The following is a 12942-nucleotide window of genomic DNA, read 5'->3' as shown; positions in this document are numbered from 1 at the left end:
CCCTTTTTCTGAAGGGTGGAGAAAATGTTTATTCCGTTTGAACATAAATTGTATAAAGCGACATTTATAGAAAGACCTAACCGGTTTATACTTCATTGTAAGATTGACGAGGCAGGAGAAATGGTAAGAGTTCACCTACCAGACCCAGGCCGATTGAAAGAATTACTTCAATACGGTGCGACCGTTTATTTGCGTTATAGTGATAAGAAAGATCGAAAAACAAAATGGACAGCTGTTTTAGCTCACGATCCATTTGATGATACGCTTGTTTCTTTACAAACTACATTGGTTAATCATCTAATAGAAAAGGCTTTAAAAGAAAATAAATTAAAAGCCTTTGAACGGTTTACGTACAAAGCTAGAGAATACAGAAAAGGTCATTCCAGGTGGGATTTTCATGGATCTGAAGGAGACCTACACCACTTAATTGAAGTTAAAAGTGTCTCTCTAGGTGTTAAGGGAGTAGGATATTTCCCTGACGCTATAACAAAGAGGGGAACCAAACATGTTCAAGAGCTGACATCGATCGTAGCGGAGGAAAAAGAGTGGCTAGGATCGATTTTATTTGTTTGTCAGCGTAATGACCTTCATTCTGTTCGTCCAGCTAAACACATTGACCCAACTTTTGCTATGGCCTTGCAAGAGGCTAAACAAAAAGGGGTTAACCTATTAGCTTATTCAACTTATATCACCACTGAGGGGATTTCATTGAAAGAAGAGATTCCAGTTTTAGTTAAGGAAGATTGAATTGGCAAATATATTGAATCTAATGATTCATCTATAGTAAGATAAGTATAGTTGTACATAAAGGAGTTGTCTTGATGATTCATAAGACTTGGTATGAAACAGAAACCATTAAAAGAGTGGAATGTGTGCATGCAGATGCTGAAAAATATGTGGTAGATCGCGTACTAACCCCTGGTAAAATATACGATGTTAAAAACGAAACAGAAGAGTTTATTTTCATTGTAGACAACACAGGTCGTATGGGTGGATTTAAGAAGGATTATTTCAAAGAAGTATAATAATGTAAAAAGCGGATCTCTTTTTGGAGATCCGCTTTATTTTATGCGATAAATAATTTCAATAAGAACAAATTGGTGATTATTAAGACTTTTTAAGATTAATGAATATGTTCAAAACAAAAACTATAACACCAATAACCGTTATGATTGAACCGATTGCAGCACCAATACCAAAGCTTTCGTTTTCAAGTGATATTAATAAATATAATGAGACCATCATAATGGGTAAGCCAATGTTATGAAGCCAAAAATGAATTTTACCTGAGATTGACTGTTCTAATTGTGGAAATAGATGATACAAAATCCCAGCTAATGTTAATGATGTCCATCCCAATAAGTTCATATGAACATGTACTGGAGTAAAACTGTAATCATGTGTTATAGACATAATTAAACCAAGGATAACTGCAATAAAGAAGTAGATTGATGAAATTTTAATTAATTTAATAGCCATATAGCTCCTCCTTTCTGATGTGCTACTTTATGTCTATGTGAGCGAAGGTCTTGATATCCATTTACGTTTTAGGTTTTCAAAGTCGGGTAATGTAGTTGGGATCACTTTATTTATTAGGAGGATAACCATGATTATAGAAAATGTTCGTATTTACTCACCTGATCGTCTATACGACCCAGACAAAACATATTCTTTGTATATTGAAGATGGTGTTTTTACAAAAGTTCAAGAAGGATCTAGTGGAGAAATAGGGGCTGTTGATGGAGAAGGAAGAACAATTGCAGCAGGGTTTATTGATTCACATATGCATTTATTACGGTATGGACTGTTAAAGAAAGAGCTAGACCTAACCGAGGTTTCGTCATGGAAAGACATGAAACAAGAGGTGGAACAGCATTATACATCAATTGAGGATAAGAATTGGATATTTGGAAAAGGTTTCGATGATGCCCAATTTACAGATATTGATCATCTGCTTACATCAGAGGATTTAAATGAAATAGATGTAGATAAATATATGTACTTTATGCATCATGATCAACATGAGTGTGTTATAAGTTATAAGCTCTTAAAGAAACTAGAGAAGGAAGAAGATTTCTACAAACAACCTGAAGTTTTTAAAGAACGAGACCAAGAAGGGAATTTAACTGGAAGATTTAAAGATACAATGGTGCATTTTATTAATTATCACCTTTGGGAGAGGTCAATAGAAGATACCAAAAAAGCTTTGTGTGAAGCCATACCATATCTTCTTCAAAATGGTGTTACTTCTGTACATACAGATGACAGAAGCTTTGTTGGTTCTTACGATACCTTGTGGAAAGCATATGAACAAGTTGAAGCAAAGGGTGACTTACATATAGAGGCCTTTTTACATCATTATGTATATGATGAGAAAGATCTAGATGATTTCATACAAGATACGACTCTTCGCACAGGAGAAGGAACGAATCAAGTTAAGGTTGGATCGATTAAGATATTCTTAGACGGCACACAGCGCCTCCATACAGCTGCTATGAGGCAGCCATACCCTGATGCTCCGGAAACAACAGGTCAACTTATTTATCAACAAGAAGAATTAAATCGTATGATTCGAAAAGCTTCAGAGGCAGGGATGCAAGTAGCGGTGCATGCTCTGGGGGATCGAGCTGTAGAATCGGCCCTTATTGCTTTCGAACAAGAAGAGGCAAATACTCAACAATTGCGACATCGAATTATACATGCTCAAACGTTAGGAGAAGACCTTTTAGTACGTTTAAAAGAGGTTGGGGCTTATATTGAAACGCAGCCTACATTTCTAATGGGGGAATGGGACAAAAAAGATAAGTGGAGCCCAGAAGAGCTATTGCCTTATTGTGATGCTTTCAAGACGATGCTTTCTCATCAAATTCCGATCACACTTAGTTCCGATGCCCCAATAGGCTCAATTAACCCAATTGATTCAGTTTTTGCAGCAGTAAATCGTGTGGATGACAATCATAATCCTAAAGGGGGATGGATGCCACAGGAAAAGCTTACGATTGATGAGAGTTTTAAGGCTTTTTCTGAAACACCAGCACATTTGGAGTTCCAGGAACAACGAAAGGGACTGATAAAAGAAGGGTATCAAGCAGACTTTGTATTTTTAAATCAATTCCCTTCGGAAGTAGACCCTATTCAATTACGTACCCTTACAGTTGAAGAGACATGGACTAAGGGAGCTTGTGTATATACTCGTAAAGACAATTAATATGAAAAAGGACCAAAATCTTTTTAGATTTTGGTCCTTTTGTTTCACAATTATTTATTCATTACAAGCATGACCAATTAAATTAGAGTCTTTTCTAAGATTCAATAGGGTCTTTTTTTAATCCATCACCTGTTTGTGCGATGTGTTCTTCTCCCCAAGTGCATAGAGAGGTTAAAATCTTTTCTAAGCTCCATCCATATTCAGTCAAAGAGTATTCTACTTTAGGTGGAACTTGATTATAGACTCTTCTTTCAATGATGCCATCATCTTCAAGCTCTCTTAATTGTTGGGTTAGCATTTTTTGGGTGATTTCAGGAATTAGTCTTTTTAACTCACCTGTTCGTTTTGTGCCATTATCAATAAGATGACAAAGGATCACTACCTTCCATTTCCCACCAATGACATCTAATGTTGCTTCTACCGGAATATTATATTGTTTCACGGGAATCCTCCTAACAGCAGGAAAACTTGCTACTACCATAAAATTATAGCGCTATTAGTAGTTTTTTGCCAAGCAATGTGCAATATGTACAAATCTTAAGCTGATATTTTGAAAAATAACCCCCCTTCTATCATACTTCTATATGTTACATAATCTTTACTTAACTAGGTAAATTAGAGAGGATATTATTATGAATTGGCAAAGTCATTATGGTTTTAGTCGTATGATTAAACCGAATCATTTAACGATTGGTCTTAACATGCCAATTGAAAATCACGGAAAAGAGAAGCCAACTTTAGATCACCAGGTTGAAAGAGTTCAACTTGCAGAAAAGCTGGGGTTTAGTTCGATATGGTTCCAGGATGTATTACTAGAAGACCCTACCTTTGACGACCCAGCTACAGGTCAAATATTAGATAGCTTCATTTATCTTACTTATATGGGTGCTCATACTAAGCGAATCAATTTGGGGACAGCAGCTTCGGTATTGGCGTTACGACATCCAGCTCGATTCGCTAAAGAAATAGCTAGTATCGAGAATTTAATACCTGAACGATTAATGATTGGACTTTCTTCTGGAGATCGTCGCAGGGATTTCGAAGCGATGAACGTTCCTATCATGGAAAGAGGGCGTTTGTTTAGAGAAGCTTTTGATTATGTACAGCATTTGTTGTATACGGATTATTCAAATACTGAAACACCCCTTGGTAAAATGGAGAACGTTACACTTGTACCAAAGCCAACGAGTAAAATACCTATGTTTATGACTGGATACGCACAGCAGACTTTAGAATATGTAGCCAAACATGGTGATGGTTGGATGTTTTATCCTCAATCGGTTGATGCACAAAAGGGGCTTATAGATGAATACAGACAAAAGGTTGCGAGTTTTGAAGCAGAAACATTTAAGCCTTTCTTCCAACCTGTTGTCTTCGATCTTGCTGAGGACAAAGATCAACAGCCTGAAAAAATCGCTCTAGGATATCGAGTGGGGAGTCGAGCGCTTGTAAAATGGTTAAAGGAATATGAAGCGATCGGAGTGAACCATGTTCTCCTTTCTCTAGAAGACAGCACTAGGCCAGCAGAAGAAGTTATGAAGGAACTTGGCGAAGAGGTTATCCCTTATTTTCCACCTCATCACGATCATAAGTAATTGCATCATTTATTAAGATTAGTTAAGCAGGATTGCATTAAAGAAAGACCGCTAAGAGAATTTCTTAGCGGTCTTTTAGATGTTAACGTGTGATCTGTGCTTCTCTCTTTTTAAAATCAACATCTTTATAATACGTATTCTTTACAAGTACATTCGGACCTAAACAAGCTGCAGCAGGGCAGTGGCAGTTTAAGCTTTGCGCTAATGCACTTTCCTTATAGCGTTTATAGGCTAATGGGAGAGAGGTGTTTTGAATATTCCCAAGTGGTGGTTCATCTGCAAAGTCTGTTACTATTATTTCGCCGCTAAAAATATTGATATTTAATCGAGAACGTCCATCCGGGTCATTTCGAACCGTTACATTTTTCTCATTAAATAAGCGCTTTTGTAATTCTAAATCTTCTTTTGAAGTACTGCACGGGTAAAATGGAAGGGTTCCAAATAACATCCACATGTCCTCTGATCGGTGGTTTAATAATCGGTTAATCCCATTTCGCATTTCATCTAAAGACAAAGTTTCAAGTCCACTTGCGAAATCAACTGGGTACATAGGATGAACTTCATGCCTCGCACAGCCCATTTCAATAATGTGGTCATGAATTTGTTCTAAGTATGGATACGTCCGTTTGTTCAGCATGGTTTCAGCGGATACCATAACACCTTCAGCCGATAGTTTTTGAGAGTTTTCAACCATGCGATCGAAATAACCTTTTCTAATTTCCTCAGATGGTTTCTTGTCCATTCTGGCAAACCCAGTCGTAACAAACTCTTCTACAGTACCCCAATTATGAGATATATGTAAAACGTCAAGATAAGGGATAATAGGCTTATACCGCTCATAGGGCAGCGTTAAATTAGAATTAATTTGCGTTCTGGCACCACGTTCATGTGCATATTTCAGAAGCGGAACTACATATTGTTCCACAGACTTTTTACTTAACACAGGTTCTCCACCTGTAATACTAAGCGCTCGTAGATGAGGAATCTCATCTAAACGTTTTTTTAATAAGTCAAACGGTAGTGCATCAGGATCTTTATTTTGAAGCGTGTATCCCACTGCGCAGTGGTCACATCGCATATTACAAAGATGTGTCGTTGTAAATTCGACGTTTGAGAGAACCATTTCTCCATGTTCTGTTACATCCATATACGCTTCCCATGGATCATTATGGGGAGTAATGGGTTTGAGCTTCATGTCTTCCATATATGAAACTCCCTTTCTTTTTAAAATTAAACACACTATTCACTAGTTTATCACTTAAGAATCATAAAAAGAACCATAATCATCTTCATTGTTTGACCTTTCTGTTAGAAAGAAGATATTTTTTGTTACGACCTAGGTCAGTCATCATTACACCTTAAAAATGTCTTGTTTAAAAGAACTAGAGACAAACGATGTGCTGTTATGAGTTATGAAGGGAATACATTATTGCACAAAAGGGTAATGTGATTAAGTAAATGATTAAAAGAGGAGGACAACATGTGTCACATTTAAAAGGAAAAACAGCAGTTATTACCGGTGCTAGTAGTGGTATTGGTGAATCAATAGCTCAACATTTCGCAGCTGAAGGGACCAACGTAGTACTAGCAGCAAGACGCGAAGAGCGTTTACACAAGCTAGCTGATTCATTGAAAACAGAACATAACATTCAGGTGAAAGTGGTTCAAACAGACGTGACGAAGCAAGAGGACATGGAACGACTTGTGAAAGAGACTAAAGAAGAGTTTAAATCTGTAGATTACTTCATTAATAATGCAGGTGTTATGCTTCTCTCATTCTTAAAAAATGATAAAGTTGATGAATGGGAGAAAATGATTGATGTAAATATTAAAGGTGTCCTTTTCGGCATCCATGCCACACTACCAACAATGTTGGAACAAGAGAGTGGTCATATCATTAATGTATCTTCTGTAGCAGGTCACGAAGTGTTTCCGTCTAGTACGGTTTATAGTGCGACGAAATACGCTGTTAAAGCCCTCTCACAAGGGATGGAAAAAGAACTTTCTAAAACAGGCGTGCGGGTAACGAACATATCCCCGGGAGCTGTATCAACAGAACTTCCTGAACATATAACAGACGAAGAAGTGCTTGAGATGTTCTCAGATCGAAAAGGTCGTATCACTCTAGAAGCTGAAGATATAGCACGTTCTGTAGTATACGCAGTCTCACAGCCAAGCTATGTGAATGTAAACGAAGTTATTGTTCGTCCAATGCAAAAAGAAAGTAAATAAGAAAAGTAAATGCTGTCCTCTTGGTGAGGACAGCATTTATATTAGCGAATTTCAAAAGTTTGGAATTTATTTGTTGGCTCTAATTCTTCAATTGTAATATCCGATACTTTCGCATATGGGCTTGGCCCGTGTTTAATGGCTTCAGAGTAAGATTGAATGCGATCATTTTCACCCTGCGCTTCAATTTCTACGGTCCCATCTGATTTATTTTTTACCCAGCCAACTACGTTACATTCTTGTGCTTTTTGTTGGGCAGAGAACCGAAACCCAACTCCTTGAACACGACCACTTACAATCATATGAATACGTTTCATCTTATCACCTCACGTCTAGTTAGATACGTAGACCCATTACCGTTTATGAGGTGAATTAAACTAGGAAGGCGCATTACATGTATTCGTCAGAAGGGTAGTCTCCATATATTTCGTCATAAGCTGCCTGTGCAGCTTCCTCAGTAGAGAAGAGGGCATCATTTTCTTCAATGAGGTGGTAGGTCTCATGAAGGAAGAGTGCACTCTGCTCAGGGTTATGGGGATGAGGTACAATTTCCGCTTGTTTTATATTCATTACTGTAGGTGTGTGAGGGTTTCGGTAGAGCACAAATACCTCATCTCCAGACTTAATCTCCTTAGGATCAATCATATCCATATCTATCCCACCTTTATCATAGTTATCCTTAGTTTATATAAACGATAAAGAACTAATCATATTTCATCTTGCTAATATTTGTCACTTTTGTTTACATAATAATATTATCGTACATTCCGTGTTAATGTTTGTTTATATTTTAAAAAGTAGGGGAGGATATACATGTTTCTAATCTTACATAGGTCAGAGTGAGGTGCATTATGGGAGAAGTAAAAGTATGTACATTTAAAGCCAGAGATCATGCGCATCTACAATATTATTTTTATAGCGAAGGTGCTGCCAAAAGCAAGCCTACCATTATATTTATTCATGGAATTACTGCTGAATTGCACCATATCAGACAGTTCGCTTCTAAAGCAAAAAAGGAAGCAAACGTGATTATCCCAATATTAAGGGGATATCACCCTGCACTTATTAGAGGTGATTTACAATACAAGGGTCAATACGATGATGACTTAGAGGACTTATGTTTGTATTTACAGTCAATAGACCTTCAAAACGTTTATTGGTGTGGCCATTCTATGGGGTGTGGGAACTTATTGAGAGTGCTCAAAAAAGAGACGGTTTCAAAATTAAGTAAAGGTTTCATTTTTCTTTCTCCATTTTTTCATCCTAGATTGCCAGTCTACAACTTCCAAAATTCCTCTAATAAAGAACTTAATAATATTTATGAAGTAAAATTATTTAAATCGATATTACTGTACACACTTCACCAATTTAAGGTACAAATTTTTAATAAAAGTAAAGTCTTAAAGGTTCCAGATGATTTCCACGAAAATAATCTGCTACACTTAAGCTTTCGTTTATTGATTTCACGTATTCCTGAGGTGAAAATGTTAAATACATTGTATAGATCACAAATTCCTTTATTTATGATGATTGGAGATGAAGATGAAGTAACGAATGCTACAAAACTTGCTGAATGGTGGAAAGGGCGGACGGACCATCCATATAAATTGCAAAAAGGGCACAATCACAATTCTATAATATCTGAAGAGTCGAACGTTTATGAAGTATTAAATTGGATTAAAACGGCATTTGAAAAACAAACTAAAATCATAAGTAAACCATAAATACATTATGTAAACAAATATGATGTTATATTTTGATTAGAACTTAGTAGCAACTCCGAATAGTATAAAAATCAATTAAACATCGTAAAAAAGGGAACAACCTATTCAAATTAATGTATCTCATTGAATTAAGTTGGGACTAGGGTGTTCTGCTTTCGAAAAAAAGTAGCGTAGAAAAGCAACCATAACATATAAAAAGACGAATCTCTTAAGTGCTAAATCCCTGGATGATTGTAAAACCTACTAACAAGCCCTCTGTCTTAAAATATAAGGCAGCGGGCTTGTTTTTGTATAAGAACAAAAAAGATTCTAATGCTGTCTTCAATACCATACGATCTGCGCGAAGCAAGAGGAATCGCAAAGTCTAGTTCTAGCTTAAACTTAGTAGTAACTCCGAGCAGAAAACAATTAAATCAAAAAAACATTATAAATTTCAACTAAATAGATAGCAATAGAGCTGACTTTTTTACTCTATATGATAATGAAGATTTGACTGGTTTTATTTAAATATAAAAAGTAACTAGAAGGTAATTGTAAACGTTATCACATTCGTATATAATGTAGGAAATTTCTGTGAATAGGGGTGGTGTAGTGGAAACAAACTCAATTTGGGTTCCTGAAGGTGAAAAATCCTTCCGTGAAGAGCATATTGGCAAAACGGCTCTCCTTCCTAGTCACCGCATAGATTTAAGGAACTTTACAGAAAGGGAATATAATAAGTTCGTTAAGATGGATCGTGTGAAAGATTGGTCTTCTCTAAGTTGGAAAGATGTAGGGAAACCGTTAGAAGTCAAGAAATATTCAAACGATCGAAAGCAATACGAAGAATCTTACGGAGAAGATATGAAACCTTTCACATCCTGGCAATATTTCAATAAGGCGTTTCATGAATGGTTTGTAAAAGATGTACCGAACGAATTGAAAGAACAAAAAAGTCAATTCTTAAAAAGCTTAAAGACATTTAACCCTCAACAAATCAAGAGTGCCTTAGGAGATGTGGCAAAAATACAGCTTTGGAATTATGCTCATCGCATTCAGGATGGGGTTTGGGATCCCAGGGGGAAAAGAGCATTGTTTGAAGGTTTAGATATAACAAACCCTCGAATACTTTTCCTCGGAGCTGCAGAAGGATACGAAGGTATGCAGTTAGGTGCAATGTATCCTGGAGCTCATATTACAATGGTTGACTATGATGAGTACTGTAGGAGCACTCGTTTTGAAGAGTTTCCCGATACGTACCCATTTTTAGGAGAGAACCCATCTACTGGACAACAGAAAGTCTATTACAAAGGTGATTTCATCATCGATTATATTATAAATGACATAAGAAACCTTCCATTTGGTAAAGAATTTGATATAGTCTTATCTGTAGGGTTATTGGAACATTTCCCTGATGACTATAAGCCTGAGGTTATGGACTGGCACCGAAAGTTTTTAAAACCGGGTGGCTATGCTATTTTAACAACACCGAGAAATCAATTACGCTCAAGGCTCTATTATAATGTAATGGCCGATGTAATGAACCATACGTATCGAGAACTAATGACTTTGGAGCAAATGGGGTTATATGTATATGAGAATGGATTTGACATCAAGCAGCATGGCTTTATTAAAGTGCACAATGGGATAGTAGCCCAATCAAGATAAAGAAAATCCACCTTTCATGAGGTGGATTTTCTTTTTAGGTTAGATCTTTAGGTAAAATCCATTAAAGGAGGACCGAGTAAGAAGGGTGATAAGTCATGGGAGATTAACTTTACCACATAAATTTCAAGTGAATTTGGTTAAAAGGGGGTGTTAACATATCAATACAAAGAACAAAAACCTATTTATACTTAGTAGCAACTCCGAACAGAAAAAATAAACAAAATAAAAACCAGCTCAAGAAAAGAGCCAGTTTCATTCATTCACAGGATAGTCCATTAAGTCAATTTCTTCACCAACTCGCATAGCAAGTGCCTCATTACGTTCTCTTGCTACTGGTTTAGCGCGGGATTTCTCAGAAACCTTGATGGTACCATTATCCAATAGTTGCTTAATCTCAATAAAAAATGTAGGTGGAGTATCGCTATTTAATGTACCACTTAAAATTCTTAAGTTGTTATTAGCACCTCTAGTGACTTCAGAATCTTCCCATAATATAGCTCCGTCGTACATATCCTCATTATAAAGCTCTGCAAAATTCATTGCTTCAATAATTGCTTCTACAGAAGTGTGATATGCATTAGGACTACCGATATAAGTTTTCAGTTGTCCGTCGTATACAAGAGGGCGATAAATAATTGATGTGTCATGTGAAGACATATATTTCATCCTTTAACATGTTGTTAAGGATAGTATGTACGACTCTTAAAAAACTATACTTACTCTAAAGGATTAAATTGACAGACTAAGAGGGGGAGCTTACGATAATCATAAGTCACTAAAATACAGCTTTTTCATTAGAAAGGGGGATTTAGATGATTCACGTTGAAAATGTTACAAAATCTTTCTCTAATGGCAAGGGGATATTCAATGTTTCTTTTAGGGTAGAAGAAGGAGATATATTTGGTTTTCTTGGACCTAATGGGGCTGGAAAATCAACTACCATACGTCAGCTAATGGGCTTTATGAAGCCGAATGAAGGGAATTTATCTATTTCAAAATATAACTGCTGGGAAGACGCGCCTACCATCCAGAAATTTGTAGGCTATCTTCCAGGTGAAATTGCTCTTATTGAAAAGATGAAAGGAACTGAATTTCTTAACTTACTTGAAGATATGAGATCGTTGCGTGGTACCTCAAGAAAAGACGCTTTAATTGATCGTTTTCAATTTGACCCTTCTATACAAATACGTAAGATGTCTAAAGGGATGAAGCAAAAAGTGGGTATTGTAGCTGCCTTTATGCACGATCCATCCATTTACATATTAGATGAGCCTACATCAGGACTTGACCCCTTTATGCAAAGGGAGTTTCTTAATTTGTTAGGCGAAGAACGAGGGAGGGGGAAAACCATTTTAATGAGTTCCCACTATTTCCCTGAGGTGGAGCGTACGTGTAATAGAGCTTCTATTATTAAGGAAGGTAGAATCGTTAGGACAGATTCTATGACAGATCTTCGTTCCTTACAAACAAAAAAAGTAGAAGTCACATTTGAAGATGAGGTAGAGGCTTGTTCCTACGCAGATCAGTTTCCTGATCAAGTGGAAAGTAGATCCTACAACCGGGTTATAGTTCCTATAAAAGGAAGCTATGATGCTTTTGTTACTTCCCTACAAAATCACTCAGTTACAAATATGGAAATGGAGTCTCAAACACTTGAAGAGGTCTTTATGGATATCTATAATCATAAAAACGCGCCTTCTGATCAAGAGGAGGAGTTATAATGAGCCTTTATAAACGTATGATACAACTACATGCTATGAGTATTGTTGGATTTACTGCTGTCTCTGTACTATATATGACCCTCATTATTTGGATTTTCCCAACGTTTGCAGATAAGATGGATGTTATGAATGAGCTAATATCAGGTATGCCCGCTGGATTTATTCAAGCCTTCGGTTTAGAAGCTGGTATGGGGAGTCTTGGAGAGTTTTTATCAAGCAAGTATTACGATATGATCTTTATCATTATTTTATCAATCTACAGTATTATGATTACGAATCAACTCATCTCCCAATTTATAGATCGGGGATCAATGGCCTATTTACTGGCGACACCCTATTCAAGAATCAAGATTGCACTCTTACACTTCTCGGTATTTCTCACAGGATTACTCACTATTATGGTTGTAACGACAGCTATAGGGATATGGGCTCAAACGGTGATCGTTACAAGCGATAATCAAATGGATGTCCAAGCGTTTTTAGAAGTGAATGTAATGGGGACACTTTTATTTTTTGCTCTTGGGAGTTTGAATTTCCTCTTATCTTGTTTATTGAACGATGAGAAGAAAGCTTTAGGTGCTGCTTCCTTGGTGGTTTTTCTCATGTACGGGTTTGATATTATAGCAAAATTAACAGAGAAGTTAAGTTGGTTGGAGTATGCTACATTATTCTCTTTCTTTCAAGCAAGTGATATTTTAAGAAGTGGATCGGCCCCTGTTTATTCCTATTTTTGGCTTATAGTGATTGGAATAGCAGCCTTAAGTATGTCTTTGTGGATATTTAAGAAAAGAGATTTACCTTTATAAAAATAAAATGAA

At 36.5% G+C, this 12942-nt stretch carries 15 protein-coding genes; 9 read left to right on the top strand and 6 right to left on the bottom strand.

The genetic code is table 11. From position 1 onward, the window contains the following. Positions 1-24: 24 nt before the first annotated feature. Positions 25-747: a DNA/RNA nuclease SfsA gene (sfsA, locus tag N780_RS01675; protein ID WP_036779202.1), complete on the top strand. Its 723-nt coding sequence runs from the start codon at positions 25-27 to the stop codon at positions 745-747. Positions 748-821: 74 nt separating this feature from the next. After that, on the top strand, positions 822-1025 hold the full coding sequence (locus N780_RS01670) for a DUF6501 family protein (RefSeq protein WP_036779199.1): 204 nt from the start codon (positions 822-824) through the stop codon (positions 1023-1025). A gap of 82 nt (positions 1026-1107) precedes the next feature. Here the strand turns inward: N780_RS01670 and N780_RS01665 are convergent, their stop codons facing one another. Beyond that, positions 1108-1479: a cbb3-type cytochrome c oxidase subunit I gene (locus N780_RS01665; RefSeq protein WP_036779196.1), complete on the bottom strand. Its 372-nt coding sequence runs from the start codon at positions 1477-1479 to the stop codon at positions 1108-1110. A gap of 127 nt (positions 1480-1606) precedes the next feature. Between N780_RS01665 and N780_RS01660 the strand changes: the two genes are divergently transcribed. Beyond that, positions 1607-3208, top strand: coding sequence for an amidohydrolase (locus N780_RS01660; protein ID WP_036779193.1), 1602 nt, complete (start codon positions 1607-1609; stop codon positions 3206-3208). Positions 3209-3302: 94 nt separating this feature from the next. On the opposite strand, the gene N780_RS01655 is transcribed toward N780_RS01660, so the two are convergent. Beyond that, positions 3303-3650 (bottom strand): winged helix-turn-helix transcriptional regulator, encoded by a 348-nt coding sequence (locus N780_RS01655; protein ID WP_036779190.1) that lies wholly within the window; start codon positions 3648-3650, stop codon positions 3303-3305. Positions 3651-3840: 190 nt separating this feature from the next. Here N780_RS01655 and N780_RS01650 point away from each other — a divergent pair, with 190 nt between their 5' ends. Then, complete coding sequence (locus N780_RS01650) at positions 3841-4803, top strand: TIGR03571 family LLM class oxidoreductase (protein ID WP_036779187.1); 963 nt, start codon at positions 3841-3843, stop codon at positions 4801-4803. Positions 4804-4885: 82 nt separating this feature from the next. Here N780_RS01650 and yfkAB read toward each other — a convergent pair whose 3' ends face one another. Further along, positions 4886-6007, bottom strand: a complete 1122-nt coding sequence (gene yfkAB, locus N780_RS01645) for a radical SAM/CxCxxxxC motif protein YfkAB (protein WP_036779185.1) — start codon at positions 6005-6007, stop codon at positions 4886-4888. A 278-nt stretch (positions 6008-6285) separates the two neighbouring features. Between yfkAB and N780_RS01640 the strand changes: the two genes are divergently transcribed. After that, positions 6286-7035, top strand: coding sequence for an SDR family oxidoreductase (locus tag N780_RS01640; protein WP_036779183.1), 750 nt, complete (start codon positions 6286-6288; stop codon positions 7033-7035). A 41-nt stretch (positions 7036-7076) separates the two neighbouring features. Here N780_RS01640 and N780_RS01635 read toward each other — a convergent pair whose 3' ends face one another. Together N780_RS01635 and N780_RS01630 are read right to left on the bottom strand one after the other, a co-directional pair. Further along, positions 7077-7349, bottom strand: coding sequence for an acylphosphatase (locus tag N780_RS01635; protein ID WP_036779180.1), 273 nt, complete (start codon positions 7347-7349; stop codon positions 7077-7079). Between the two features lie 73 nt (positions 7350-7422). Continuing rightward, positions 7423-7683, bottom strand: a complete 261-nt coding sequence (locus tag N780_RS01630; RefSeq protein ID WP_036779177.1) for a transcriptional regulator SplA domain-containing protein — start codon at positions 7681-7683, stop codon at positions 7423-7425. A gap of 200 nt (positions 7684-7883) precedes the next feature. On the opposite strand from N780_RS01630, the gene N780_RS01625 reads away from it, so the two are divergent. Beyond that, entirely contained in the window at positions 7884-8756 is an 873-nt protein-coding gene (locus N780_RS01625; RefSeq protein WP_036779174.1) for an alpha/beta hydrolase, read from the top strand. Positions 8757-9347: 591 nt separating this feature from the next. Continuing rightward, positions 9348-10403: a class I SAM-dependent methyltransferase gene (locus tag N780_RS01620; RefSeq protein ID WP_232299474.1), complete on the top strand. Its 1056-nt coding sequence runs from the start codon at positions 9348-9350 to the stop codon at positions 10401-10403. A gap of 252 nt (positions 10404-10655) precedes the next feature. Here N780_RS01620 and N780_RS01615 read toward each other — a convergent pair whose 3' ends face one another. Then, a complete protein-coding gene (locus N780_RS01615) occupies positions 10656-11060 on the bottom strand; it encodes a hypothetical protein (RefSeq protein ID WP_036779171.1) in 405 nt (134 codons plus the stop codon). A gap of 155 nt (positions 11061-11215) precedes the next feature. Between N780_RS01615 and N780_RS01610 the strand changes: the two genes are divergently transcribed. Together N780_RS01610 and N780_RS01605 are read left to right on the top strand one after the other, a co-directional pair. Then, positions 11216-12124 carry an ABC transporter ATP-binding protein gene (locus N780_RS01610; protein ID WP_036779169.1) on the top strand — a complete coding sequence of 303 codons (909 nt, stop codon included), beginning with the start codon at positions 11216-11218 and terminating at the stop codon, positions 12122-12124. Beyond that, positions 12124-12930 (top strand): ABC transporter permease subunit, encoded by an 807-nt coding sequence (locus N780_RS01605; RefSeq protein WP_036779168.1) that lies wholly within the window; start codon positions 12124-12126, stop codon positions 12928-12930. Before N780_RS01610 ends, N780_RS01605 begins: the two co-directional genes overlap by 1 nt. Positions 12931-12942: the final 12 nt, after the last annotated feature.

Source organism: Pontibacillus chungwhensis BH030062 (assembly GCF_000770675.1).
In the GTDB taxonomy this organism is placed as follows: domain Bacteria; phylum Bacillota; class Bacilli; order Bacillales; family BH030062; genus Pontibacillus; species Pontibacillus chungwhensis.
The sequence above is the reverse complement of the archived record's forward strand: the minus strand, read 5'-3'. Positions and strand labels throughout refer to the sequence as shown.

Coding starts and splice junctions, on each gene's coding strand:
- N780_RS01670 (WP_036779199.1), top strand. CDS start 822: ATGATTCATAAGACTTGGTATGAAACAGAAACCATTAAAAGAGTGGAA.
- N780_RS01650 (WP_036779187.1), top strand. CDS start 3,841: ATGAATTGGCAAAGTCATTATGGTTTTAGTCGTATGATTAAACCGAAT.
- yfkAB (WP_036779185.1), bottom strand. CDS start 6,007: ATGGAAGACATGAAGCTCAAACCCATTACTCCCCATAATGATCCATGG.
- N780_RS01605 (WP_036779168.1), top strand. CDS start 12,124: ATGAGCCTTTATAAACGTATGATACAACTACATGCTATGAGTATTGTT.
- N780_RS01625 (WP_036779174.1), top strand. CDS start 7,884: ATGGGAGAAGTAAAAGTATGTACATTTAAAGCCAGAGATCATGCGCAT.
- N780_RS01630 (WP_036779177.1), bottom strand. CDS start 7,683: ATGGATATGATTGATCCTAAGGAGATTAAGTCTGGAGATGAGGTATTT.
- N780_RS01615 (WP_036779171.1), bottom strand. CDS start 11,060: ATGTCTTCACATGACACATCAATTATTTATCGCCCTCTTGTATACGAC.
- N780_RS01660 (WP_036779193.1), top strand. CDS start 1,607: ATGATTATAGAAAATGTTCGTATTTACTCACCTGATCGTCTATACGAC.
- N780_RS01665 (WP_036779196.1), bottom strand. CDS start 1,479: ATGGCTATTAAATTAATTAAAATTTCATCAATCTACTTCTTTATTGCA.
- sfsA (WP_036779202.1), top strand. CDS start 25: ATGTTTATTCCGTTTGAACATAAATTGTATAAAGCGACATTTATAGAA.
- N780_RS01635 (WP_036779180.1), bottom strand. CDS start 7,349: ATGAAACGTATTCATATGATTGTAAGTGGTCGTGTTCAAGGAGTTGGG.
- N780_RS01610 (WP_036779169.1), top strand. CDS start 11,216: ATGATTCACGTTGAAAATGTTACAAAATCTTTCTCTAATGGCAAGGGG.